Genomic DNA, 24,004 nt, shown 5'->3' with positions numbered 1-24,004 from the left:
TTGCCGCGCGCCTTCGTGCCGTGCACCGCAACCGGACCCCCCCGTCTCTCTTCTCAAGAGCCGTCGATGAGCCACCCCCCCTCTCCCGCAACGCCCGTCCCCAGTGGTCTCAGTGACTCTGGCAGCACGCGGTTTCGCGTCGCCGCGTTGCAGATGGTCAGCACGCCCGATCGCGAGCGCAACCTGGCCGACGCCGAGGGCCTGATCGGAGAGGCCGCCAGTCAGGGCGCGCGCCTCGTGCTGCTGCCGGAATACTTCTGCTTCATGGGCCACAAGGACACCGACAAGCTCGCCATCCGCGAACCTTACGAAGACGGCCCGATCCAGCGCTTTCTCGCCGCTGCCGCGAAGCGCCACGGCGTCTGGATCATCGGCGGCACGCTGCCGCTGAAAGCGCCCGAAGAAAACCGCGTGCTGAACACCACGCTCGTGTTCGATCCGAGCGGCGCGGAGCGCGCACGCTACGACAAGATTCACCTCTTCAGCTTCGAAAAAGGCGCTGAATCGTTCGACGAAGCGCGCACGATCCGCCCCGGCGCCGAGGTGCGCACCTTCGACGCGCCGTTCGGCCGCGTCGGCCTGTCGGTCTGCTACGATCTGCGCTTTCCCGAGCTTTACCGGCGCATGGGCGACTGCGCGCTGATGGTGGTGCCGTCGGCGTTCACGTACACCACGGGCCGCGCGCACTGGGAGACGCTGCTGCGCGCCCGCGCGGTCGAGAACCAGTGCTACGTGCTCGCGGCGGCGCAAGGCGGCCAGCACGAGAACGGCCGCCGCACATGGGGCCATAGCATGCTGATCGACCCGTGGGGCGAGATCGTCGACGTGCGCGACGAAAACCCCGGCGTGGTGATCGGCGACATCGACCTGGAACGCATGGCCGCCGTGCGCGCAAGCCTGCCGGCCTGTCGGCATCGCGTGCTGGGCCACCCCTGAGACGCCATCCACGAACCGTAAACGAGGCGCTTGAATTCAAGGCGTTTCACCCGAACCTATTCTGACAGACACCGCTAACTGAGATTGCTAACTGAGCGCATGAACATCATCGAACCCGGCATCCGCAATCTGGCGACCGCGAAGGACCTGCTCCTTACGCCCTACGGCCTCGACGAGGCAGTGCTCACGCGCACGCTCGGCGAGATTTTCACGCACCGCGTCGACTACGCCGACCTCTACTTCCAGACCACGCGCAGCGAGGCCTGGAGCCTGGAAGAAGGCATCGTCAAGTCGGGCAGCTTCAGCATCGACCAGGGCGTGGGCGTGCGCGCCGTGTCCGGCGAGCGCACCGCCTTCGCCTACTCCGACGACCTCTCGCCCGAGGCGATCCGCCAGGCCGCCATCGCCACGCGCTCGATCGCGCAGGCCGGCGGCGGCAAGCAGAAGATCCAGGCGGCCTCCTCGCTCAAGGGCATCGCGGGCCGCGACCTCTACCTGCCCGCCGATCCGCTCAACTCGCTCGACGCCACCGAGAAAGTGAAGCTGCTCGAGCGCATCGAGCAGATGGCGCGCGGGCGCGACCCGCGCATCAGCCAGGTGATGGCCGCGCTCGCGGGCGAATACGACGTGGTGCTGGTCGCGCGCAGCGACGGCGCGCTCGCCGCCGACATTCGCCCGCTGGTGCGCGTCTCGGTCACGGTGATCGCCGAGCAGAACGGTCGCCGCGAGATCGGCAGCGGCGGCGGCGGCGGTCGCTTCGACTACGCGTATTTCACCGACGAGGTGCTCTCGAAGTACGTCGACGATGCCGTGCACGCGGCGCTGGTCAATCTGGAAGCGCGTCCGGCCCCGGCTGGTGCGATGTCGGTGGTGCTCGGCCCGGGCTGGCCCGGCGTGCTGCTGCACGAAGCCATCGGCCACGGGCTCGAGGGCGACTTCAACCGCAAGGGCTCGTCGGCGTTCGCGGGACGCATCGGCGAGCGGGTGGCGGCCAAGGGCGTCACCGTGGTCGACGACGGCACGCTGCCCAACCGCCGCGGGTCGCTGAACATCGACGACGAGGGCAATCCCACGCAGTGCACGACGCTGATCGAGGACGGCATCCTCAAGGGCTACATCCAGGACTCGCTCAACGCGCGCCTCATGAAGATGCCCGTGACCGGCAACGCGCGCCGCGAGTCGTACGCCGCGCTGCCGATGCCGCGCATGACCAACACCTACATGCTCAACGGCGACAAGGATCCGCAGGAGATCATCGCCTCGGTCAAAAACGGGCTCTACGCCGTGAACTTCGGCGGCGGCCAGGTCGACATCACCAACGGCAAGTTCGTGTTCTCGGCCTCCGAGGCCTACATGATCGAGAACGGCAAGATCACCTACCCCGTGAAGGGCGCGACGCTGATCGGCAGCGGCCCGGAATCGCTCAAGTACGTGAGCATGATCGGCAACGACATGCGCCTCGACTCGGGCGTGGGCGTGTGCGGCAAGGAGGGCCAGAGCGTGCCGGTGGGCGTGGGCCAGCCGACGCTGCGCATCGATCGCATGACGGTGGGCGGCACGGTCTAAGCGTCCAGAACTGCAGGATTCATGCGCTGCGATGCGGAAAAACCGCATCGCAGCGCGGATTTTCTGCAGCTAGCATTGGTAGTGCGCGGATCATCCGCATTTTTTCACAGCCCAGCTTGTCAGCCACGAGAAGCTCGGGTTATAAAGGCATTTACCCTTTTCGACGTAACGAACGTTTTCGAGTCCGAATCCGCCATGTTCGCCACGAAGTTTTATTTTTACTTTTTTTGGTATCTCAGACCGCTGGCGGATCGAGAGGGTTGACAGTACGCGCAGGAACCCGAATACACGAAAAACCGCCAGCAAAGCCTGGCGGTTTTTTTTCGCCCCACAGTTTCGTCATCGAGCACGACGCACGCTACACACCGGATCAGGAGAAAACGACCATGCCCCCGCACAACACCGACGATGTCCGCATCCGCGAACTCAAGGAACTCACGCCGCCCGCTCACCTGATCCGCGAATTCCCGTGCTCGGAAGCCGCCTCCACGCTGATCTTCGAGTCGCGCCGCGCCCTGCACCGCATCCTGCACGGCATGGACGACCGCCTGATCGTGATCATCGGGCCGTGCTCGATTCACGACACCAAGGCCGCGCTCGAATACGCGAACAAGCTCGTGGAGCAGCGCACGCGCTTCAAGAACGAGCTCGAGATCGTGATGCGCGTGTACTTCGAAAAGCCGCGCACGACGGTGGGCTGGAAGGGCCTCATCAACGATCCGTACATGGACAACAGCTTCAAGATCAATGACGGCCTGCGCACCGCGCGCGAGTTGCTCGTCTCGATCAACGAGCTCGGCCTGCCGGCGGGCACCGAGTACCTCGACATGATCAGCCCGCAGTACATCGCCGACCTCGTTTCGTGGGGCGCGATCGGCGCGCGCACGACCGAGTCGCAGGTGCACCGCGAACTGGCCTCGGGTCTCTCGTGCCCGGTCGGCTTCAAGAACGGCACCGACGGCAACGTCAAGATCGCCGTGGACGCGATCAAGGCCGCCTCGCAGCCGCACCATTTCCTCTCCGTGACGAAGGGCGGCCATTCGGCCATCGTCTCGACGGCCGGCAACGAGGACTGCCACGTGATCCTGCGCGGCGGCAAGACGCCGAACTACGACGCGCAAAGCGTGGATGTCGCGTGCAGCGACATCGGCAAGGCGGGCCTCGCAGCGCGCCTGATGATCGATGCGAGCCACGCGAACAGCTCGAAGAAGCACGAGAACCAGATCCCCGTGTGCGCCGACATCGGCCGCCAAGTCGCGGCGGGCGACGAGCGCATCGTCGGCGTGATGGTGGAGTCGCACCTCGTGGCGGGCCGCCAGGATCTCAAGGAAGGCTGCGAGCTGACCTACGGCCAGAGCATCACCGATGCCTGCATCGGCTGGGACGAAAGCGTGGGCGTGCTCGAAGGGCTCGCCGAAGCGGTCAAGCAGCGCCGCGTCGCGCGTGGCAGCGGTAACTGAGCCGCTTTTTCGCGCTGCAACGAAAAATGCCCCGGCGCTGAACTGCACCGGGGCATTTTTTTGTCCGCGGGAAACGCGGCTGCGAGCGCCGCAGTGCTTCAGTCGAGCATGCCCGAACCGAAGATCTCCGTGTAGATGCGCGCGGGATCGACGCCGCGAGCGACCAGCGCGTCGCGCTGCGCGCGCATGAACGCGACCGGGCCGCAAACGTAGTAATCGGCATCCGGCAGGATCGCTTCGGCGACGATGCGATCGAGCTCGACGCGGCCTTCGAAGTCATAGTCGATGCCCACGCGGTCCTGTGCGCCCACTTCTTCGTAGAACACCGCGACCTTCACGTTCGGATGCTCGGCCGCGGCGCGGCGCATCCACTCGCCGAACGCGTGCACGTCACGGTTGCGGCAGGCGTGCACGAAGGTCACCTTGCGCTCGCTGCGCTCGGCCAGCAGCGTGGCCAGCATCGACGCCATCGGCGTGATGCCCACGCCGCCGCTCATCAGCACGACCGGCGTGGCCTTCTTGCGATCGAGCTTGAATTCACCCATCGGCGCGCTCACGTGCACGACCGCGCCTTCCTCCACGCCGTCATGCATCAGGTTCGAGACGTGGCCCGGCTCGACTTCGCCGCGGCCGTCCTCGCGCTTGACCGAGATGCGCAGCCAGCGGCCGTGCGGTGCGTCGGAGAGGCTGTACTGGCGCGGCTGGTCGACGCCCAGCTTGTCGACATAGCGCGTCACGCTCACGTACTGGCCGGGCTCGAAGCCGCCCGCGGGCGCGCCATCCGCGGGCGCGAGGTAGAACGACGTGATCTCGTCGCTTTCGACGTGCTTGCGCATCACCTTGAACGGACGGAAGCCGCTCCACGGCGCGGCTTCGTAGAGCTTCGCCTCGGCGCCGATCATGATGTTCGCGAGCTGCTCGTAAGCCACCGCCCACGCGTCGAGCGTGGGTTGATCGACGGCGTCGCCCAGCACGTCCACCACCGCGCCCAGCAAATGCCGCCCGACGATCGGATAGTGCTCCGGACGGATGTTCAGGCTCGCATGCTTGTTCGCGATGTGCGAGACCGCGCCGCCGAGCGCTCCGAGGTTGTCGATGTTCGCGGCGTAGGCATAGACCGCGCGCGCGAGCGTCTCGGGCTGGCTGCCGCTCTTCTGGTGCGTCTGGTTGAAGAGGTTCTTCAGTTCCGGATGGGCATTGAACATCCGCGTGTAGAAGTGCTTCGTGATGGTGGTGCCGTGTTCGGCGAATACGGGCGCGGTGGCCTTGACGCGGGCGATCTGGTCGGCGGTAAGCGCAGTCATTGAGGCTTCTCCTTGTTAAACATGCAACTACGATACATGTTTAATGAGATACGCCGCCCCAGGCATTTTGTCGCACCACAGCATTTTCCGCGTGGCGGGATGCGGGCAGCATGGGCGGTCCGGCTTTGCAGGCCGGCCGCCCGTATTCCACGCCCGTGTCGGTCCCGTTATTTGCTGGAGCCGGTGTCGGGCTCGCTGCCCGGTTTATCCGCTGATTCACCCGACGCCGCGCCGCGGTCGTGACGCCAGAGCACATCGGCGCCGCCGGCCGCGCGGTTGAGCACGCGCGCGAGCACGAACATCAGGTCGGAGAGCCGGTTCACATAGCGGCGCGGCGTTTGCGCGAGCGGCGCGGCCGATTTCCCCGCCCCGTCTGCCCCACCCGCCGCGCTCGCGTCCTGCGCCGCGCCGAGCGCGACGATCATGCGCTCCGCGCGCCGGCACACGGTGCGGCAGACGTGCGCGAGCGCCGCCGCGCGCGAGCCTCCCGGCAAGATGAACTCCTTGAGCGGCGGCAGCGTGGCGTTGTACTCGGCCAGCCAGCCATCGAGGCGCTCGAGGTGCGCGTCCGTGACGATGGTGTGCCCGGGCATGCACAGCTCGCCGCCCAGGTCGAACAGGTCGTGCTGGATGTCCGTGAGCGCGGCGCGCACGTCGTCCGGCAGCGTCTCGCACAGCAGCACGCCGATGTGCGAATTCAGTTCGTCGACCTCGCCGATCGCAGCGATGCGCGCGTCGTCCTTGCGCACGCGGCTGCCGTCGCCGAGGCCCGTCGTGCCGTCGTCGCCGGTACGCGTGACGATCTTGCTCAGGCGGTTGCCCATGGTATGTCTCTCCGAATAGCAAACAGATTGAAGCGCAATTGTGCCGAACCCGGCCTGCATGGGCCAAGGCCTGTTTGCGGGCCTGTTTGCGGGCCTGTTCGCGGGCCTGTTCGCGGGCGAGCCGTGGGCAGCGGACCGCGTCCTCAAACGTTGGGCGTAAAATGAACCGCGCTCCGAATTCCACCACGCGTTACGTTCAAATGAAGGAGACCCCCGCGTGAATCATCCCGCGCCGCCGGCCTTTGCACGCCGCCCGTTCCCCACCGATCTCCTCGACAAACTGCGCAGCGCGTTCGGCGAACGCGTCTCCACGTCCGAAGCCGTGCGCGCGCATCACGGCCGCGACGAATCGCGCTTCGACCCGCAACTGCCCGACGCCGTCGTGTTCGCGCAGAACACCGAGGAAGTCCAGTCGATCGTGAAGCTGTGCGCGCAATATGGCGTGCCCATCATTCCCTACGGCAACGGCTCGTCGCTCGAAGGCCATCTGCTCGCGGTGCAGGGCGGCGTCTCGATCGACCTCTCGCAGATGAACCGCGTGCTCTCGATCAACGCCGAAGACCTCACCGTCACCGTGGAGCCCGGCATCTCGCGCAAGGCGCTCAACGAAGCGCTGCGCGACACCGGCCTCTTCTTCCCGATCGACCCGGGCGCGGATGCGAGCATCGGCGGCATGTCGGCAACGCGCGCTTCCGGCACCAACGCCGTGCGCTACGGCACGATGCGCGAGAACGTGCTGGGCCTCACCGCCGTGCTTGCAGACGGCCGCATCATCAAGACCGGCACGCGCGCGCGCAAGTCGTCGGCGGGGTATGACCTCACGCGTCTCTTCGTGGGCTCCGAAGGCACGCTCGGCGTGATCACCGAAATCACCGTGCGGCTTTATCCTCAGCCCGAAGCGGTGTCGGCGGCGGTATGCGCGTTTGCCTCCATGGCCGAGGCCGTGCGCACGGTCATCGAAACGATTCAGATGGGCGTGCCGATCGCGCGCGTGGAATTCATCGATTCGCTCGCAGTGCGCGCGATCAATCGCCACTCGAACCTGACGCTGCGCGAAAAGCACACGCTGTTCTTCGAGTTCCATGGCACCGAAGCTGGCGTCGCCGAACAGGCGCAGCTCGTGCAGGAACTGGCCGCGCAAAACGGCGGCGAGGGCTTCGAATGGGCGACCCGCCCCGAAGACCGCAGCCGCCTGTGGAACGCGCGCCACAGCGCCTACTTCGCGATGCTGCAACTGCGGCCCGGCTGCCGCGCCGTGACGACCGACGTATGCGTGCCGATCTCGCGCCTCGCCGAATGCGTGGTGGAGACGGAGGCCGACCTCAAGGCCTCGCCGCTGCCCTGCCCGATCGTGGGCCACGTGGGCGACGGCAACTTCCATGTCGCGATCCTGATCGACCCGGACAAACCCGAGGAAATCGAGGAAGCCGAGCGCCTGAACCACCTGATCGTGCAGCGCGCGATCAGGATGGACGGCACCTGCACGGGCGAGCACGGCGTGGGCCTGCACAAGATGGACTTCCTCGTGGAAGAGCATGGCGCCGACACGGTCGACACGATGCGCGCCATCAAGCACGCACTCGATCCGCACAATCTGATGAACCCCGGCAAGATCTTCAGCTGGGCGGCATAACACGCGGTCAACAATCATCCTGCATGGGAGCGGAGAAGACATGAACGCACCGGAGGCGAAGTTGCCGGAACTCACGCCGGAAGTGCTCGCGCAGCGACAGCGCGAAGTGGTTCAGGCGTTGATGGCGGTGCTGCCGGCGCACTGCCTGCTGCACCGCGAGGAAGACACGGTAGCCTATGAATGCGACGGTCTTGCGGCCTACCGGCGCCTGCCGCTTGCCGTGGCGCTGCCGGAAACGGAATCGCAGGTGCAGCGCATCGTGCAGATCTGCCGGCGCCTGGACGTGCCTGTCGTGCCGCGCGGCGCGGGCACGGGCCTCTCGGGCGGCGCCATGCCCATCCGCCACGGCATCGTGCTCTCGCTCGCGCGCTTCAAGCGCATTCTCGAAGTCGATCCCTACGCGCGCACGGCCACGGTGCAGCCCGGCGTGCGCAACCTCGCGGTGTCCGAAGCGGCCGCGCCTTACGGCCTCTATTACGCGCCCGATCCGTCCTCGCAGATCGCCTGCACGATCGGCGGCAACGTCTCCGAGAACTCGGGCGGCGTGCATTGCCTCAAGTACGGCCTTACGGTGCACAACGTGCTGCGCGTGCGCGCGGTGACGATGGATGCCGAGATCGTGGAATTCGGCTCGCTCGCCCCCGACGCGCCAGGCCTCGATCTGCTCGCGGTGATGATCGGCAGCGAGGGCATGTTCGCCATCGTCACCGAGGTCACGGTCAAGCTGATTCCGCGCCCGCAGACGGCGCAAGTCATCATGGCGAGCTTCGACGACGTCGTGAAAGGCGGCGACGCGGTGGCGGGCATCGTTGCCGCAGGCATCATTCCTGCCGGCCTCGAGATGATGGACAAGCCCGCCACGCGCGCCGTGGAAGAGTTTGTCAACGCGGGCTACGACCTCGACGCCGCCGCGATTCTGCTGTGCGAATCCGATGGCACCCCCGAGGAAGTCGCCGAGGAGATCGCGCGCATGACGGTCGTGCTGCGCGAGCACGGCGCGACCCGCATCCAGATATCGCGCACCGAGGAGGAGCGGCTGCGGTTCTGGTCCGGCCGCAAGAACGCGTTTCCGGCGGCGGGCCGCATTTCGCCCGACTATTACTGCATGGACGGCACTGTGCCCCGCCGCGCGATCGGACCGCTGCTCGCGCGCATCCACGAAATGGAAACGCAATACCGGCTGCGCTGCATCAACGTGTTCCATGCGGGCGACGGCAACATGCACCCGCTCATCCTCTTCAACGGCAACGACCTCGACGAGTGGCACCGCGCCGAGGCGTTCGGCGCGGATATCCTCGAAGCCTGCGTGGAACTGGGCGGCACGGTCACGGGCGAGCACGGCGTGGGCATCGAGAAGATCAATTCGATGTGCGTGCAGTTCTCGCGCGAGGAGCGCGACGCGTTTCATGCCGTGAAGCACGCGTTCGACCCGGCCGGCCTGCTCAATCCCGACAAGGGCATTCCCACGCGCGCGCGCTGCGCCGAATACGGCAGGATGCACGTGCGTGGAAACCTGCTGCCGCATCCGGATCTGCCGCGCTTCTAGACCGCGCTTCTAAACCGCACCTTCAGGCCGCGCTTTCAAGCCGCTCTTTCAAGCCGCATTAGCAGGTCCGGCGTGCGCACCGCGAGCCGGTGCGCACGCTGAAATGCAGGATGCATGACCCATGCGGGCCTGCCCCGGGTTGCCAGAGTGAGGCGCGTCAGTACAATCGAGCGAACCACAACGACAAACGCGCCATGGAAATCATGGAAGAGGACGATATCGTCACGACGTGGTCCGAGCGCATTCGCGCGGCCACCGCGGACGGACACACGCTGCGCATACGCGGCGGCGGCACAAAAGACTGGTATGGCCAGACACTCGAAGGCGAAGTGCTGGATACGCGCTCGTACCGGGGCATCATTTCTTACGACCCGGCCGAGCTCGTCATTACCGCGCGCGCCGGCACGCCGCTCATCGAAATCGAGCACGCGCTCGCGACGCACGGCCAGATGCTCCCCTTCGAGCCGCCCCACTTCGGCCCGCAGGCCACCTTCGGCGGCTGCGTCGCCGCTGGCATTGCCGGGCCGCGCCGCGCAAGCGCGGGTGCCGCGCGCGACTTTGTGCTGGGCGCGGTCGTCATGAACGGCCACGGCGAGGTGCTGCATTTCGGCGGCCAGGTCGTGAAGAACGTGGCCGGATACGACGTCTCGCGACTGATGGCAGGCTCGCTCGGCACGCTTGGCCTGATTCTCGAGCTATCGGTGAAAGTGCTGCCCGTGGCGCAAGCCGAGACCACGCTCAAGTTCGACATGAACGGCACGGACGCCGTGCGCAAGCTCAACGAATGGGGCGGCCGGCCGCTGCCGATGACCGCGAGCGCCTGGCGCAACGGCACGCTGGCCGTGCGCCTCGCGGGCGCGGAGGCCGGCGTGAAGGCCGCGCGCGCGCTGCTGGGCGGCGAAGTCGTGGATGCCGTGGAAGCCGAGCGCTTCTGGGCGGGACTGCGCGAGCAGACCGACCCGTTTTTTGCCTCGATCGCGCCGGACGCCGCGCTGTGGCGTCTCGCCCTGCCCTCGATTGCCGAGCCGTTGCAACTGCCGGGCACGCAACTGATGGAATGGGGCGGCGCGCAACGCTGGTGGATCACCGAAACCGATGCGCAAACGGTGCGCATCAGCGCGAAGCAGGCCGGCGGCCATGCCACGATGTTCCGCACGGGCGCCCACTACGACCGCAGCGCCGGGGTGTTCACGCCGCTGCCCGCGCCGCTCATGAAGATCCACCGCGGCCTGAAGGCTGCGTTCGACCCGGCCCGCATCTTCAATCGCGGACGCCTTTATTCCGACTTCTGACAAGACCTTCACGCCGCAATGCAGACGAACCTCGCGGACTTCATTCGCAACACTCCCGACGGCGACGAAGCCGACGCGATCCTGCGCAAGTGCGTGCACTGCGGCTTCTGTACCGCGACCTGCCCGACTTATCAGTTGCTTGGCGACGAGCTCGACGGCCCGCGCGGACGCATCTATCTGATGAAACAGATGGTGGAAGGCGCGCCGGTCACGAAAAGCACGCTCACCCACCTCGACCGCTGCCTGACCTGCCGCAGCTGCGAAACCACCTGCCCTTCCGGCGTGCAATACGGCCGGCTCGTGGAAGTGGGCCGCAAGCACGCCGAGCAGATGGTGTCGCGTCCGTTGCGCCAGCGTCTCGTGCGCCGCTTCCTCGCGGGCTTCCTGCCCAGCCGCATGCTGTTCTCGCCTACCATGCGCGTGGCCCAGCAAATGCGCGCACTGCTGCCGCGCCGCCTGCGCGACAAGGTGCCGGTGCGCCAGCGCGCGCTCGCATGGCCCACCACGAAGCACCCGCGCAAGATGCTGATGCTCGCGGGCTGCGTGCAGCCTTCGATGATGCCGAACATCAACGCGGCCACGGCGCGCGTGCTCGACGCGCTCGGCATCGAAACCGTGGTGGCGCCGCAAGCCGGCTGCTGCGGCGCGATCCGCCTGCATCTGGGCTACGTGGACGACGCGCTCCACGACGTGCGCGCGAACATCGACGCCTGGTGGCCGTACGTCGAGCAAGGCGTGGAAGCGATCGTCATGAACGCCTCGGGCTGCGGCGCGACGGTCAAGGAATACGCGCACCTGCTGCGCAACGATCCGGCCTATGCGGACAAGGCGCGGCGCATTGCCGGGCTCACGCGCGATCTCTCGGAGATCCTGCCCGCGTTCCAGGACCAGCTCCTCGCCGCCACGCGCCGGCGCGGCATTCACACCGTGGCGTATCACCCGCCCTGCACGCTGCAGCACGGCCAGCAACTGCGCGGCGGCGTGGAGAAGGTGCTCGCCGCGCTGGGCATCGACGTGCGGCTGCCCGTGGACAGCCACCTGTGCTGCGGCTCCGCCGGCACTTATTCGATCACGCAGCCGCGCCTGTCCTACACCCTGCGCAATCAGAAGGTGGAGCGGCTCAAGGCGCTGGAGCCGCAACTGATCGTTTCGGCGAACATCGGCTGCATCGCGCACCTGCAAAGCGGCACGACCATTCCGGTCACGCACTGGATCGAACTTGTGGAACATATGCTGGCGGCCAATTGAATCCCGCGGTTTCGATGACGATCCAGCATAGCGAGACGCAACGCTCGCCAACAGTCAGCCAATCGGCATAGGGCTTTCGACCAGCCGCAAAGCGGATTTCATGCGCCGGGCGCGGTCCGAATGGTCCGTATAATTGCCCTTTCGCACCCATGCGCCACTTGCGGCTGCGCAGCCAGCCTCCATGCCGATGACCGATTTCGCCCACAATCTCGAAGCCGTCCGCCAGCGCATCGCCGCCGCCGCGCGCAATGCCGGCCGCGCGCCGGAATCCGTCGCGCTGCTCGCGGTATCGAAAACCTTTCCGGCACAAGACGTGCGCGCCGCACACGCAGCGGGCCAGCACGCTTTCGGCGAGAACTACGTGCAGGAAGCCGTCGACAAGATCGAGGCGCTCGCCGACCTGCGCGCCAGTCTCGAATGGCATTTCATCGGACCATTGCAGTCGAACAAGACGCGCCTCGTGGCCGAGCGCTTCGACTGGGTGCATTCCGTCGACCGCCTCAAGATCGCGCAGCGCCTGTCCGAGCAGCGCCCGGCCGGCATGGCGCCGCTCAACGTGTGCCTGCAGGTGAACGTGAGCGGAGAGGCCACCAAGAGCGGCGTCGCCCCGCAGGAAGCCGCCCAGGTCGCCCACGCGATTGCCGCGCTGCCGAACCTGCGCCTGCGCGGGCTGATGTCGATCCCGGAGCCCGAAGCCACGCTCGATGCGCAGCGCGCGCCGCATCGGCAGTTGCGCGAACTACTCGACTCACTGCGCGACTCACTACGCGATTCGTTGCGCACCGACGGCCTCACGCTCGACACGCTCTCGATGGGCATGTCGGCGGACCTCGAAGCCGCCGTGCTCGAAGGTGCAACCATCGTGCGCGTCGGCACCGCGATCTTCGGCACACGCGATTACTCCCACTGATTCACTGACGCTCACCATCACCATGAAAATTGCCTTCATCGGCGGCGGCAACATGGCCGCTGCAATCATCGGCGGCTTGATCCGCAAGGGCGTGTCCGCCAGCGACCTGTACGCGATCGATCCCAACGAAGACGCGCGCAAGCGCAGCGCGGATCAGTTCGGCATCCGCACCGGCGCGGCCCCTGACAGTGCGCTCGCCGAATACGACGCCATCCTGCTCGCAGTGAAGCCGCAGATCGCCAAGGCGGTGGCGCAATCGCTCGCGCCGCACCTTGGCGCGCATCAGGTCGTGATCAGCATCATGGCGGGCATCCGCATCGAAGATCTGTCGCGCTGGCTGGACGGCCACGCGCGCGTCGTGCGCACGATGCCCAACACGCCCGCGTTGATCGGCATGGGCGCGACGGGCCTCTGTGCCGGCAGCGGCGTCGACGCGGCAGGCCGCGAACTGGCGTCGAACGTGCTCGGCGCAGTGAGCCAGACCGTCTGGTTCGACGACGAGAGCAAGATCGACGCCGTCACGGCCATTTCGGGCAGCGGCCCGGCCTACGTGTTCTATTTCATCGAAGCGCTCGAAGCCGCGGCCCGCGAGCTCGGCATGGACGAGCAGCAAGGCCGAGCGCTCGCCATCGCCACCTTCACGGGCGCGGCGCAGCTCGCTCTGCAGTCGGACGAGCCGCCCGCCGTCCTGCGCGAGCGCGTGACGTCGAAGGGCGGCACCACCGCCGCGGCGCTCGCGTCGTTCGACGCGTCGGCCATCAAGGACGCGATCGTGCGCGGCGCTCTGGCCGCCGACGCGCGGGCGAAGGAGATGGGCGAAGAATTCGGCAAGCAGTAATTCGCCGGGCCTGCCAGGCCGCCCACGTAAAAAAGCGCCCATGGGCGCTTTTTTAACAACTGGTCCGGGCGGAGCCGGATCGGCTACATCGCGCCCGCAGCGTAGTGCGCCGCGATCCCCGCAAACAGCGCGCCGCCCAACCAGTTGTTATGGCGGAACGCCGCGAAGCACGGCATGCGCTCGCGGTCCTTGATCAGCGTGTAGTGGTAGATCGCGCAGCCCGCCGCCGCCGCCCAGCCGAGCCAGTACAGCGCGCCCAATTGCAGCGTCGCGCCCACCCAGACGTAGATGCCGAGCGTGGCCGCATAACAGAGCATGACTGCGAGCACGTCGAAGCGGCCGAACGTGAGCGCGGAGGTGCGGATGCCGATCTTGATGTCATCGTCGCGGTCGACCATCGCGTATTCGGTGTCGTAGGCCACCGACCAGAACACGTTCGCGACGAGCATGATCCACGCGAGCATCGGCACCTGATCCTGGATGGCGGCAAACGCCATCGGAATGCCAAAGCCGAACGCGATGCCCAGATACGCCTGCGGAATCGCGAAAAATCGCTTCGTGAACGGATACGACCCCGCCACGAACAGCGCCACCACCGAAAGCTGCTTGGTGAGCGCATTGAGCGGCAGGATCAGCAGGAACGAAACGAACGCGAGCACGATGGCAATCGCCACCGCTTCCCATGCGTGGATGCGGCCCGAGGTGATGGGCCGCTCGGCCGTGCGCTTCACGTGGCGGTCGAAGTCGCGGTCGGCGTAGTCGTTGATCGCGCAGCCCGCCGAGCGCATGAGCACCGTGCCCACCGTGAAGATCACAAGCAGCGAGAGCGACGGATGGCCATTCGAGGCGATCCACAGCGCGTTGAGCGTCGGCCACAGCAGCAGCAGGCTGCCGATCGGCTTGTCCATGCGGACGAGCCGCAGATAGAGCGGGAGTCGGGCGAACATGATGGGAACGGGAAAAACAATGCCGCCTATTGTAGGCGAGAGCGGCAATGCGCCGCCGCCCGCCCATCATCGGGCCCGCAATCGTCCCACACGCCGGCGGGCCGGCATCGATCCCCGCGTCGATCCCCGCATCAAGGCCAGCATCAGCCCAGCATCGAGCGCAACATCCACGCCGTCTTCTCGTGCGTCTGCATGCGCTGCGTGAGCAGGTCGGCGGTCGGCTCGTCATTGGCGGCTTCCGTCGCCGGGAAGATCGCGCGCGCGGTGCGCACCACGGCTTCCTGGCCTTCCACGAGCTGGCGAATCATGTCCTCGGCGGCCGGCACGCCATCGGCTTCCGGAATCGACGAGAGCTTCGCGAAATCCTTGTAGCTGCCCGGCGCGTGCACGCCCAGCGCGCGAATACGCTCGGCGATGGCATCCACGGCCAGCGCGAGTTCGTTGTACTGGGTCTCGAACATCAGATGGAGCGTGTTGAACATCGGCCCCGTGACATTCCAGTGGAAGTTGTGCGTCTTCAGATACAGCGTGTAGGTGTCCGCGAGCAGATGCGAAAGCCCCTGCGCGATCTTCCTGCGATCCTTGTCGCTAATGCCGATGTTCACGTGCTGCACAACAGGTTTCTTGGCCATGAGAACTCCTTTCGGTTATTCGGGCTCAATGGCCCATCAGGGAGACGAGGTGCGCGAGCCCTTGCGTAGCGAGCGCCACCAAGCCGCTCGCCACGATCGCGAAGCCCACCACGCGGCGCACCGTCTGCGTGCCTTCGGCGCGCGTGCGCGCCATGGCGGCTCCGCGGCCCGGGCCCACGGCCTTGAGGGTCATCGTCATCGTTCTGGTCATGATCGTGCTCCTGTGACGTCTTGCCTTGCGTTTAACCTGCCGGGCAGCGGCGGGCGCCAATGCAACGCCGCGCCCCGTCTCTCTTTCGCGACTACCGCGCCGCCTTGCGCGTCTCGGCGAGCGCGGCCATCGCCGCGATCACGCCTTGTGCGTATGCCGGATCGGCGCGGTGGAAATGCTCGATCTGCCGCTGCACGACGTCGTCGGGCACGCCCTCGAAGGCTCGCGCGATATTGCCGAAGAGCCGTTCGCGCTGGCCCGCATCGAACAGGCGGAACAGCGCGCCTGGCTGGCTGTAGTAATCGTCGTCCTCGCGGTGATCGTAGTGATCGACCGCACCCGTCGCGAGCGCCGGCTCGCCGGCCTGCGGACGCTGCGCAAAGTCGCCGAAGCGGCTCGGCTCGTAGTTCACGGTGCCGCCGAGGTTGCCATCGGTGCGCAACGCGCCGTCACGATGAAACGAGTGGAACGGGCAGCGCGGCGCGTTCACCGGAATCTGATGGTGATTGACACCGAGGCGATAACGCTGCGTATCGCCATACGAGAACAGACGCCCCTGCAACAGACGGTCCGGCGAGAAGCCGATGCCCGGCACTACGTTGGCGGGCGTGAACGCGGCCTGCTCGACATCGGCGAAATAGTTCTCCGGATTGCGATTGAGCTCGATCGTGCCCACGTCGATCAACGGGTAATCCTTGTGCGGCCACACCTTCGTGATGTCGAACGGGTTGTACGGAACCCTGGCGGCATCGGCCTCGGGCATCACCTGAATACGGAAATGCCACTTCGGGAAGTTCGCCTTCTCGATCTCGTTGTAGAGATCGCGCTGCGCGGACTCGCGGTCTTGCGCGACCACCTGCGCCGCTTCGGCGTCCGTGTAGTTCTCCACGCCCTGCGCCGACTTGAAGTGGAACTTCACGTAGAAGCGCTCGTTGTTCGCGTTGATGAACGAGAACGTGTGCGAGCCGAAGCCATGCTGCTGCCGATAGTTCTTCGGAATGCCGCGATCGCTCATGACGATCGTGACCTGATGCAGTGACTCCGGGTGACGCGACCAGAAGTCCCACGCGGCGACGTTGCTGCGCAGGTTCGTGCGCGGATCACGCTTTTGCGTGTGGATGAAATCCGGGAACTTGAGCGGATCGCGAATGAAGAACACCGGCGTGTTGTTGCCGACGACGTCCCAGTTGCCCTCTTCCGTGTAGAACTTGATCGAGAAGCCGCGCACGTCGCGTTCGGCGTCGGCGGCGCCGCGCTCGCCCGCGACCGTCGAAAAGCGCATGAAAAGCGGTGTTTCCTTGCCGACTTCGCTAAACACTTTGGCCTTCGTATAGCGCGAGATGTCGTGCGTGACCTTGAGCGTGCCGAACGCGCCGGAACCCTTTGCGTGCACGCGGCGCTCGGGAATCACTTCGCGGTCGAAGTGTGCGAGCTTTTCGATGAGCCACACGTCCTGCAGCATCACGGGACCGCGCGGGCCGGCGGTGAGCGAATTCTGGTTGTCGACGACGGGCGCGCCTGCTGCTGAGGTAAGGGTACGGTCAGTCATTCTGGACTCCTGATAAGAGTGAGTAGGTCGGTCAGGCGGCGAGCGCCCGGTCGACGAGCAACGAAAACGCGACAGTACGCAGACCCTTAATGACGCTCGCCGAGGCGGGTGCCTGAGTCATTACGGCGACGGTATTGGGAACGTTGGTTTGCATCGCTTTCTCCAGTTCGTCCTGAGTGGATCGGTGTGAAGAACTTTATCAAACGCTATTGAAAACAGAAATTTGATTTATTTAATCTATCAAATAGGCGTGACTTATTGGGGTCGCACGATAGAAAGCGAAGGGGAAAGTCGGGAAGGTAAGCATGGCCCCACGCGCAATGGACGCGCGGGGCGAAAAAACCAGGCGTGCCTCAAGCCGCCTCGGCGGGCGCTTCGACCCGCTTCACGCCCGGCAGCTCGCAGGCGTGAATCGCATCGACAATCGCCTCGATTGCCGGCATCCGCGTGAAGCTCTTGCGCCACGCCAGCACGACGCGGCGGTCCGGCACCGGCTCGTCGAACGGCACGTACGAAAGCAGGCCCGAATCCACGCCGCCCGCATGCGGCTTCACCTCGGTGACCGACATGCGCGGCAGCACCGTGATGCCCACGCCGCTTGCCACCATATGGCGGATCGTCTCAAGCGACGAGCCTTCGAAGGTCTTCTGGATGCCGTCGGCGTTCTGCGAAAAGCGCATCAGCTCGGGACAGACGCCCAGCACGTGGTCGCGGAAGCAATGGCCGCTGCCGAGCAGCAGCATGGTTTCCTGCTTGAGGTCGTCGGGGTCGATCTTTTCGCGCTGCTCCCACGCATGGCCCGAGGGCAGCGCCACCACGAACGGCTCGTCGTAGAGCGCACGCAGCGTAAGCCCGGTTTCGGGAAACGGCAGCGCCATGATGGCCACGTCGATCTCGCCTTGCTTGAGCAGCTCGATCAGCTTGAGCGTGTAGTTCTCCTGCAGCATCAGCGGCATCTGCGGCACGCGCTTGATCATCTGCTTGACGAGCGTGGGCAGCAGGTACGGGCCGATCGTATAGATCACGCCCAGACGCAGCGGGCCAACGAGCGGGTCCTTGCCCTGCTTGGCGATTTCCTTGATGGCGAGCGTCTGCTCGAGCACGCGCTGCGCCTGCGTCACGATCTGCTCGCCGATGGGCGTCACGCTCACTTCGCTCGTGCCGCGCTCGAAAATCTGCACGTTCAACTCGTCTTCGAGCTTCTTGATTGCCACTGACAAGGTTGGCTGGCTCACGAAGCACGCCTCGGCGGCCCGTCCGAAGTGGCGCTCGCGGGCAACAGCAACGATGTATTTCAGTTCTGTGAGCGTCATTTCTTTGGGGACCAATCAAAAGAGGTGAATCAATAGTTTGTACTTATACACCTATGGCGGTCATTCGCCAATAATCAACACCCCTATGCGGGGCGGGATCACATGAACGCTCAGACGGCACAGCGGCGCGCGGGTTCCGCGCATGTGTCACTTGCGCTGACGACGACGTCCGCAGTCAGCCCCGGGGCCTTCGTCAGGCCTTCAGGTACTGCTCGCGCGCACCGAGCCAGCGGTTCAGATGCTGCGTGACGACGTGCGGCCATTCGCGCAGCAGACACTCCGCCGCGTCTCGCGCGGGGTCGATCAGCCAGGCGTCGTTTTCGAGGTTCGCGAAGCGCAGCATGGCCGCGCCCGACTGGCGCGCGCCGAGGAACTCGCCGGGACCGCGAATCTCCAGATCGCGGCGCGCGATCTCGAAGCCGTCGGTGGTCTCGCGCATGGTTTGCAGCCGCGCGCGTCCGGTCAACGAGAGCGGCCCGCTATAAAGCAGCAGGCACACCGACGCCGCACTGCCGCGCCCCACCCGTCCGCGCAACTGGTGCAGTTGCGCGAGCCCGAAACGCTCGGCGTGCTCGATCACCATCAGCGAGGCGTTGGGCACGTCCACGCCCACTTCGATCACCGTGGTCGCGACCAGCAGCTGCACTTCGTTGCGCGAAAACGCGTCCATCACGGCGGCCTTGTCCGCCGACGCAAGCCGCCCGTGCACGAGCCCGACCGTGAGCTCGGGCAGCGCAGCCACGAGCGTTTCATAAGTCTCCACCGCGGTCTGCAGCTGCAGCGTCTCGCTTTCCTCGATCAGCGGACACACCCAGTACACCTGGCGTCCCGTGAGCGCTGCCGCGCGCACGCGCGCGATCACCTCTTCGCGGCGCGCATCGGAGATCAGCTTCGTGAGAATCGGCGTGCGGCCGGGCGGCAGCTCGTCGATGGTGGAGACGTCGAGGTCCGCGTAATACGTCATGGCGAGCGTGCGCGGGATGGGCGTCGCCGACATCATCAGCTGGTGCGGCTGGAACTCGCGCGCGGGCGCGGCAGCCGTTCTCTGCCCTGTGGCCTGCTCCGGCGTCTTCGCGTTCCGGGCCTTGGCGCGCAGCGCGAGTCGCTGCTCGACGCCGAAGCGATGCTGTTCGTCGACGATCACCAGACCGAGCCGCGCGAATTCCACGGCGTCCTGAATGATCGCGTGCGTGCCGATCACCAGTTGCGCGGTGCCCAGCGCCGCGGCTTCGAGCGCGGCGCGCTTTTCCTTTGCCTTGAGGCTGCCCGAGAGCCAGGCCACCTGCACGCCGAGCGGCTCGAGCCAGCCGCGCAGCTTGCGCGCGTGCTGCTCCGCGAGGATTTCGGTGGGCGCCATGAGCGCGGCCTGATAGCCAGCGTCGATGGCCTGCGCGGCCGCGAGCGCCGCGACGACGGTCTTGCCGCTGCCCACGTCGCCTTGCAGCAGACGCTGCATCGGGTGCGGCTCTTCGAGGTCGCGCGCGATCTCCTCGACCACGCGCTGCTGCGCCCCGGTGAGCGTGAACGGCAGCGCCGCGCGCAAGCGCGCGAGCAGCGCCGTGCCCGAATCGCGTCCGGCCACGTGGCGCGCCATCGCGGGCGCGGCGCGCGTGCGGCGCTCCTCGTGCGCGCGCTTGAGCGAAAGCTGCTGCGCGAGCAGTTCGTCGAACTTGATGCGCGTCCACGCGGGGTGCGTGCCGTCGATCAACTCGTGCTCGTCGGCGTCCACGGGCGGATGGTGCAGCGTCTTCACCGCATCCATCAGTTGCGGCAGATTGAGCGGCGCCAGGAACTCGCGCGCAACGGCTTCGGGCAGGAGTTCAGGCAGCGAGGCGCGCGAGAGCGCATTGTCGATCGCCTTGCGCAGATACGCCTGGCTCACGCCGGCCGTCGACGGATAAACCGGCGTGAGCGCCTGCGGCAGCGGCGTGTCGCCTTCCACGACCTTCACCGCCGGATGCACCATCTCCATGCCGAAGAAGCCGCCGCGCACGTCGCCGCGCACGCGCAGGCGCTTGCCCACGGCCATTTGCGTGACCTGCGAGCCGTAGAAGTTCAGAAAGCGCAGATGCAGTTCGTCGCCGCCCGCGTGCTCCGGGTCGCGCAGCTTCACGAGCAACTGGCGGCGCGGGCGATAGGCGATCTCGTTGTCGAACACCACGCCTTCGGTCTGCGCCATGCCGCCCGGCAACAGCTCGCCGATAGGCGTGAGCGTGGTCTCGTCCTCGTAGCGCATCGGCAGATGCAGCACGAGGTCGATGTCACGCGTGAGGCCGAGCTTGGCGAGGCGGTCAGCGGTTTTGGCGAGCTTGGGCTTGTCCTTGGCCGTGGCGCCCGCGCCGCCTTTCGCTGTGGCTTTGTCCGTGGCTTTGTCGGCGGATGGCTTGCGGGTCGCGCGTTTGCGCGGCGCTGCGGTTTGCGGCGCTTGCGGCTCGCGCACGTCGTCGTGCGCTTCGCTCGTGGCATCGGCTTGGGAAATCAATCGGCTAACGGACGAGGGCATGAGCAGCTTCGCAAGTACAATATCGGCTTTCCGGCAAGGCGCGGCGCGTAACGCGCGACCCGCCCGTTCCACGGGCATGTCCCAAACGCGCGGGCACGTCCCGCAATCATAGCCGCTCGCTGTACGCAGGCGGCCATTGCGGCCGCATTTTGGGGCGCAACCGCGGGCCATCGCCCGGCGGTTCATCGGCTCGAAAGCAGCGCACCCCGGGTCTTAAGCCGTATTTCCGTTTCATCAGTCCGCATGTTCAAGCTTTCCGATTTCGACTTCGATCTCCCTGCCGAGCTGATCGCTCAAACCGCCCTGCCCGAGCGCAGCGCGAGCCGTCTGCTGGAGGTGGACAACACCGCGCAGTTGCCACGCCAACCCGCGCGCCTCACCGACCGCCGCTTCGCGGAGCTGCCCGCGTGCATCGCGCGCGGCGACCTGCTCGTCTTCAACGATACCAAGGTGCTCAAGGCGCGCTTCTTCGGCCAGAAGGCCAGCGGCGGCAAGATCGAGGTGCTCGTCGAGCGCCTGACCGGCGCGCGCACGGCGCTCGCGCAGATCCGCGCGAGCAAGAGCCCGGGGCCCGGCACCGTGCTGCGTCTGGCCGATGCGTTCGACGTCACGGTGGGCGAGCGCGTGGAGCCGTTCTACACGCTGCATTTCCCCGACGACTGCCTCACGCTGATCGAGCAATTCGGCCGTTTGCCGCTGCCGCCCTACATCACGCATGACGCCGACGCGAACGACGAGACGCGTTACCAGACCGTGTTCGCGCAAAACCCGGGCGCGGTGGCCGCGCCCACGGCGGGCCTGCATTTCGACGACGCGCTCCTCGCGCGGCTCGACGCGCAAGGCGTTGAGCGCGCCACGCTCACGCTGCACGTGGGCGCGGGCACGTTCCAGCCGGTGCGCGTGGAGAACATCGCCGATCACACGATGCACAGCGAGTGGTATCAGCTGCCGCAATCGCTCGTCGACAAGATCGCCGCCACGCGTGCGCGCGGCGGCCGCGTGATCGCGGTGGGCACCACCTCGATGCGCGCGCTCGAAGCCGCCGCGCGCGATGCGGCGAACGCGGGCCGCGAACTCGCCGCCACGTCCGCCGAGACCGACATCTTCATCACGCCGGGATACCAGTTCCGCGTGGTGGACCGGCTCGTCACGAACTTTCACCTGCCGAAGTCGACGCTCCTGATGCTGGTTTCGGCGTTCGCGGGCATCGAGACGATCCGCGCCGCCTATCGTCACGCGATCGAAGAGCGGTATCGCTTCTTCAGCTATGGTGACGCGATGCTGCTGAGCAGAACCGAAAACGCGCTCAGCGCCTGACAGGGTTCGCACACTTTTCCCAAGCCGTCGCGCGTAACACATACGCGCGACGGCGTTTCACTATCTGCGCCGGACTGTTTTCCGGTTGCACAGGAGTTACCGCATGACCGACGGTCATCAAAGCAACGCACGCGCCGAACACGGCACGTATCTGGGCGCACGCCCGCAAAACGGCCTCAAATTCGAGCTGCTCGGCACCGACGGCCTCGCCCGCCGAGGCCGCGTCACGCTCAATCACGGCGTGGTCGAAACACCGATCTTCATGCCCGTGGGCACCTACGGCACGGTCAAGGCCACGCAGCCGCGCGAGCTCGAGGAGATGCAGGCTAAGATCATCCTCGGCAATACCTTCCACCTGTGGCTGCGCCCGGGTCTGGAGACGATCGAGGCGCACGGCGGCCTGCACCGCTTCATGGGCTGGAACCGGCCGATCCTCACCGATTCGGGCGGCTTCCAGGTATTCTCGCTCGGCGACCTGCGCAAGATCTCGGAAGACGGCGTGCGCTTCGCCTCGCCCGTGAACGGCGACAAGCTGTTCCTCTCGCCCGAAGTGTCGATGCAGATCCAGAAGGTGCTGAACTCGGACATCGTCATGCAGTTCGACGAATGCACGCCCTACGCGACCAACGGCGTGCCCACCACGCACAAGGAAGCGGCCGACTCCATGCGCATGTCGATGCGCTGGGCGAAGCGCTCGATCGACGAGTTCAACGCCTTAAGCAATCCGAACGCGCTGTTCGGCATCGTGCAGGGCGGCATGTTCGAGGATCTGCGCGACGAATCGCTCGCCGGCCTCTCGCAGATGCCGTTCCACGGCTACGCGATCGGCGGCCTTTCGGTGGGCGAGCCCAAGGAAGACATGATGCGGGTGCTCGAGCACATCGCGCCGAAGCTGCCCGCCGACAAGCCGCACTACCTGATGGGCGTGGGCACGCCCGAAGACCTGGTGGCGGGCGTGGCCTCGGGCGTCGACATGTTCGACTGCGTGATGCCCACGCGCAACGCGCGCAACGGCTGGATCTTCACACGCTTTGGCGACATCAAGATCCGCAACGCCGTGCACCGCAACTCGCTGCGCCCGCTCGACGAGCAATGCGGCTGCTACACCTGCCGCAACTTCACGCGCGGCTACCTGCACCATCTGCACCGCGTGGGCGAGATTCTCGGCGCGCAGCTCAACACGATCCACAACCTGCACTACTACCTCGAGCTGATGAGCGAGATGCGCACGGCCATCGAAACGAAGACGTTCGAGGCGTTCAGGACGCGTTTTGCCGAAAACCGCGCGCGCGGCGTGGATTGAGCGCGGCGCCGTGGCGGAAGTGTTGGCCGCAGCGCTTTCGAAGCTTTCCGATATCGGAATACGACGAGCGCCGCCAGACTTTACAATTGCCTTTCGCTTCGATGGCGCTTCATGAGCGCTTTTCCGGCCAGGCCAAACGCGTCGCATCCCGCCCAGGCGGGCCAATACGTGATAACAGCTTGATCGGAAAGCCCATTTTGCGCCGTCGTCGCGTATCTTGCCGGTGGTAGAATATCCGGCTCGCTTTTTGATCGTATCTTTGATCGTAGTGATCGTATAAACGGAGAGACCAACGTGTCGTTCATTTCCAATGCCTTCGCCCAAGGCTCCGCAGTCGGCGGCGCAGAATCGAGCCTGATGAGCTTCCTGCCGCTCATTCTGATGTTCGCCGTGCTGTACTTCATCATGATTCGTCCGCAGATGAAGCGCCAGAAGGAACACCGCAACATGCTCGCCGCCATGGCCAAGGGCGACGAAGTCATCACGAGCGGCGGCATCGTCGGCAAGGTGACCAAGGTTAGCGAAGCCTACGTCGGCGTCGAAATCGCGGACGGCACGGAAATCACCGTGCAGAAGTCGTCGGTCTCGACCATCCTGCCGAAGGGCACGATCAAGTCGCTGTAAGCCTTTAGCGATCGTCTTCTCCAGGCCGCTGCGTTTATGGGCGGCCTT

Annotated in this window: 21 protein-coding genes; 12 read left to right on the top strand and 9 right to left on the bottom strand. The window is 66.1% G+C overall.

Features of this window, described 5'->3' with window-relative positions:
* Nucleotides 1-66 precede the first annotated feature (66 nt).
* The 3 genes from P5W98_RS02420 (at nt 67) to aroG (ending at nt 3,962) form a co-directional block, all read left to right on the top strand.
* Nucleotides 67-936, top strand: coding sequence for a carbon-nitrogen hydrolase family protein (locus tag P5W98_RS02420; RefSeq protein ID WP_434718198.1), 870 nt, complete (start codon nt 67-69; stop codon nt 934-936).
* A gap of 99 nt (nt 937-1,035) precedes the next feature.
* Nucleotides 1,036-2,502 (top strand): metalloprotease TldD, encoded by a 1,467-nt coding sequence (tldD, locus tag P5W98_RS02415; protein ID WP_434718197.1) that lies wholly within the window; start codon nt 1,036-1,038, stop codon nt 2,500-2,502.
* Between the two features lie 386 nt (nt 2,503-2,888).
* The gene (gene aroG / locus P5W98_RS02410; protein ID WP_421042516.1) at nt 2,889-3,962 is read left to right on the top strand and encodes a 3-deoxy-7-phosphoheptulonate synthase AroG; all 1,074 of its coding nucleotides are present in this window, start codon (nt 2,889-2,891) and stop codon (nt 3,960-3,962) included.
* Nucleotides 3,963-4,060: 98 nt separating this feature from the next.
* Here aroG and hmpA read toward each other — a convergent pair whose 3' ends face one another.
* The gene (gene hmpA, locus P5W98_RS02405) at nt 4,061-5,266 is read right to left on the bottom strand and encodes an NO-inducible flavohemoprotein (RefSeq protein ID WP_434718196.1); all 1,206 of its coding nucleotides are present in this window, start codon (nt 5,264-5,266) and stop codon (nt 4,061-4,063) included.
* A gap of 167 nt (nt 5,267-5,433) precedes the next feature.
* Nucleotides 5,434-6,090 (bottom strand): cob(I)yrinic acid a,c-diamide adenosyltransferase, encoded by a 657-nt coding sequence (locus tag P5W98_RS02400; protein ID WP_421042518.1) that lies wholly within the window; start codon nt 6,088-6,090, stop codon nt 5,434-5,436.
* A gap of 217 nt (nt 6,091-6,307) precedes the next feature.
* On the opposite strand from P5W98_RS02400, the gene P5W98_RS02395 reads away from it, so the two are divergent.
* The 6 genes from P5W98_RS02395 (at nt 6,308) to proC (ending at nt 13,557) form a co-directional block, all read left to right on the top strand.
* Nucleotides 6,308-7,723 (top strand): FAD-binding oxidoreductase, encoded by a 1,416-nt coding sequence (locus tag P5W98_RS02395; protein ID WP_434718195.1) that lies wholly within the window; start codon nt 6,308-6,310, stop codon nt 7,721-7,723.
* A gap of 40 nt (nt 7,724-7,763) precedes the next feature.
* Nucleotides 7,764-9,269 carry an FAD-linked oxidase C-terminal domain-containing protein gene (locus tag P5W98_RS02390; protein ID WP_421042520.1) on the top strand — a complete coding sequence of 502 codons (1,506 nt, stop codon included), beginning with the start codon at nt 7,764-7,766 and terminating at the stop codon, nt 9,267-9,269.
* A gap of 203 nt (nt 9,270-9,472) precedes the next feature.
* Nucleotides 9,473-10,561 (top strand): glycolate oxidase subunit GlcE, encoded by a 1,089-nt coding sequence (gene glcE, locus P5W98_RS02385; protein ID WP_421042669.1) that lies wholly within the window; start codon nt 9,473-9,475, stop codon nt 10,559-10,561.
* An 18-nt stretch (nt 10,562-10,579) separates the two neighbouring features.
* Nucleotides 10,580-11,809: a glycolate oxidase subunit GlcF gene (gene glcF / locus P5W98_RS02380; protein WP_421023066.1), complete on the top strand. Its 1,230-nt coding sequence runs from the start codon at nt 10,580-10,582 to the stop codon at nt 11,807-11,809.
* Nucleotides 11,810-11,996: 187 nt separating this feature from the next.
* Nucleotides 11,997-12,719, top strand: a complete 723-nt coding sequence (locus P5W98_RS02375) for a YggS family pyridoxal phosphate-dependent enzyme (protein ID WP_421042670.1) — start codon at nt 11,997-11,999, stop codon at nt 12,717-12,719.
* A gap of 22 nt (nt 12,720-12,741) precedes the next feature.
* Entirely contained in the window at nt 12,742-13,557 is an 816-nt protein-coding gene (proC, locus tag P5W98_RS02370; protein ID WP_421023065.1) for a pyrroline-5-carboxylate reductase, read from the top strand.
* Nucleotides 13,558-13,640: 83 nt separating this feature from the next.
* Here proC and ubiA read toward each other — a convergent pair whose 3' ends face one another.
* From ubiA to recG, 7 genes are all read right to left on the bottom strand, one after another.
* Nucleotides 13,641-14,504 carry a 4-hydroxybenzoate octaprenyltransferase gene (ubiA, locus tag P5W98_RS02365; RefSeq protein ID WP_421023064.1) on the bottom strand — a complete coding sequence of 288 codons (864 nt, stop codon included), beginning with the start codon at nt 14,502-14,504 and terminating at the stop codon, nt 13,641-13,643.
* A gap of 143 nt (nt 14,505-14,647) precedes the next feature.
* Nucleotides 14,648-15,136 (bottom strand): Dps family protein, encoded by a 489-nt coding sequence (locus P5W98_RS02360; protein ID WP_421023063.1) that lies wholly within the window; start codon nt 15,134-15,136, stop codon nt 14,648-14,650.
* A 25-nt stretch (nt 15,137-15,161) separates the two neighbouring features.
* Complete coding sequence (locus P5W98_RS02355; RefSeq protein ID WP_421023062.1) at nt 15,162-15,347, bottom strand: hypothetical protein; 186 nt, start codon at nt 15,345-15,347, stop codon at nt 15,162-15,164.
* A gap of 91 nt (nt 15,348-15,438) precedes the next feature.
* Nucleotides 15,439-16,896 (bottom strand): catalase, encoded by a 1,458-nt coding sequence (locus P5W98_RS02350; protein WP_421023061.1) that lies wholly within the window; start codon nt 16,894-16,896, stop codon nt 15,439-15,441.
* Between the two features lie 31 nt (nt 16,897-16,927).
* A complete protein-coding gene (locus P5W98_RS02345; RefSeq protein ID WP_421023060.1) occupies nt 16,928-17,050 on the bottom strand; it encodes a hypothetical protein in 123 nt (40 codons plus the stop codon).
* 199 nt (nt 17,051-17,249) lie between these two features.
* Nucleotides 17,250-18,209 carry a hydrogen peroxide-inducible genes activator gene (locus P5W98_RS02340; protein WP_421023059.1) on the bottom strand — a complete coding sequence of 320 codons (960 nt, stop codon included), beginning with the start codon at nt 18,207-18,209 and terminating at the stop codon, nt 17,250-17,252.
* Nucleotides 18,210-18,402: 193 nt separating this feature from the next.
* On the bottom strand, nt 18,403-20,790 hold the full coding sequence (gene recG / locus P5W98_RS02335; protein WP_421023058.1) for an ATP-dependent DNA helicase RecG: 2,388 nt from the start codon (nt 20,788-20,790) through the stop codon (nt 18,403-18,405).
* Nucleotides 20,791-20,955: 165 nt separating this feature from the next.
* On the opposite strand from recG, the gene queA reads away from it, so the two are divergent.
* The 3 genes from queA to yajC all read left to right on the top strand — a co-directional run bounded on the left by queA (nt 20,956) and on the right by yajC (nt 23,956).
* Nucleotides 20,956-22,029 (top strand): tRNA preQ1(34) S-adenosylmethionine ribosyltransferase-isomerase QueA, encoded by a 1,074-nt coding sequence (queA, locus tag P5W98_RS02330; RefSeq protein WP_421073496.1) that lies wholly within the window; start codon nt 20,956-20,958, stop codon nt 22,027-22,029.
* Nucleotides 22,030-22,132: 103 nt separating this feature from the next.
* A complete protein-coding gene (gene tgt / locus P5W98_RS02325; RefSeq protein ID WP_434718194.1) occupies nt 22,133-23,332 on the top strand; it encodes a tRNA guanosine(34) transglycosylase Tgt in 1,200 nt (399 codons plus the stop codon).
* 294 nt (nt 23,333-23,626) lie between these two features.
* Complete coding sequence (yajC, locus tag P5W98_RS02320) at nt 23,627-23,956, top strand: preprotein translocase subunit YajC (RefSeq protein ID WP_035526866.1); 330 nt, start codon at nt 23,627-23,629, stop codon at nt 23,954-23,956.
* The last annotated feature ends 48 nt before the right edge of the window (nt 23,957-24,004 follow it).

Source organism: Paraburkholderia sp. A1BS-2L (assembly GCF_051125205.1).
Taxonomy (GTDB): Bacteria; Pseudomonadota; Gammaproteobacteria; order Burkholderiales; family Burkholderiaceae; genus Paraburkholderia.
Note: the sequence above shows the minus strand (reverse complement) of the source record. Positions and strands in the feature narration are given on the sequence as shown.

What these genes read in the sequence shown, in the direction of transcription:
- P5W98_RS02420 (WP_434718198.1), top strand. Translation starts at nt 67, where the DNA reads ATGAGCCACCCCCCCTCTCCCGCAACGCCCGTCCCCAGTGGTCTCAGT.
- tldD (WP_434718197.1), top strand. Translation starts at nt 1,036, where the DNA reads ATGAACATCATCGAACCCGGCATCCGCAATCTGGCGACCGCGAAGGAC.
- aroG (WP_421042516.1), top strand. Translation starts at nt 2,889, where the DNA reads ATGCCCCCGCACAACACCGACGATGTCCGCATCCGCGAACTCAAGGAA.
- hmpA (WP_434718196.1), bottom strand. Translation starts at nt 5,266, where the DNA reads ATGACTGCGCTTACCGCCGACCAGATCGCCCGCGTCAAGGCCACCGCG.
- P5W98_RS02400 (WP_421042518.1), bottom strand. Translation starts at nt 6,090, where the DNA reads ATGGGCAACCGCCTGAGCAAGATCGTCACGCGTACCGGCGACGACGGC.
- P5W98_RS02390 (WP_421042520.1), top strand. Translation starts at nt 7,764, where the DNA reads ATGAACGCACCGGAGGCGAAGTTGCCGGAACTCACGCCGGAAGTGCTC.
- glcE (WP_421042669.1), top strand. Translation starts at nt 9,473, where the DNA reads ATGGAAGAGGACGATATCGTCACGACGTGGTCCGAGCGCATTCGCGCG.
- glcF (WP_421023066.1), top strand. Translation starts at nt 10,580, where the DNA reads ATGCAGACGAACCTCGCGGACTTCATTCGCAACACTCCCGACGGCGAC.
- P5W98_RS02375 (WP_421042670.1), top strand. Translation starts at nt 11,997, where the DNA reads ATGACCGATTTCGCCCACAATCTCGAAGCCGTCCGCCAGCGCATCGCC.
- proC (WP_421023065.1), top strand. Translation starts at nt 12,742, where the DNA reads ATGAAAATTGCCTTCATCGGCGGCGGCAACATGGCCGCTGCAATCATC.
- ubiA (WP_421023064.1), bottom strand. Translation starts at nt 14,504, where the DNA reads ATGTTCGCCCGACTCCCGCTCTATCTGCGGCTCGTCCGCATGGACAAG.
- P5W98_RS02360 (WP_421023063.1), bottom strand. Translation starts at nt 15,136, where the DNA reads ATGGCCAAGAAACCTGTTGTGCAGCACGTGAACATCGGCATTAGCGAC.
- P5W98_RS02355 (WP_421023062.1), bottom strand. Translation starts at nt 15,347, where the DNA reads ATGACCAGAACGATGACGATGACCCTCAAGGCCGTGGGCCCGGGCCGC.
- P5W98_RS02350 (WP_421023061.1), bottom strand. Translation starts at nt 16,896, where the DNA reads ATGACTGACCGTACCCTTACCTCAGCAGCAGGCGCGCCCGTCGTCGAC.
- P5W98_RS02345 (WP_421023060.1), bottom strand. Translation starts at nt 17,050, where the DNA reads ATGCAAACCAACGTTCCCAATACCGTCGCCGTAATGACTCAGGCACCC.
- P5W98_RS02340 (WP_421023059.1), bottom strand. Translation starts at nt 18,209, where the DNA reads ATGACGCTCACAGAACTGAAATACATCGTTGCTGTTGCCCGCGAGCGC.
- recG (WP_421023058.1), bottom strand. Translation starts at nt 20,790, where the DNA reads ATGCCCGTGGAACGGGCGGGTCGCGCGTTACGCGCCGCGCCTTGCCGG.
- queA (WP_421073496.1), top strand. Translation starts at nt 20,956, where the DNA reads ATGTTCAAGCTTTCCGATTTCGACTTCGATCTCCCTGCCGAGCTGATC.
- tgt (WP_434718194.1), top strand. Translation starts at nt 22,133, where the DNA reads ATGACCGACGGTCATCAAAGCAACGCACGCGCCGAACACGGCACGTAT.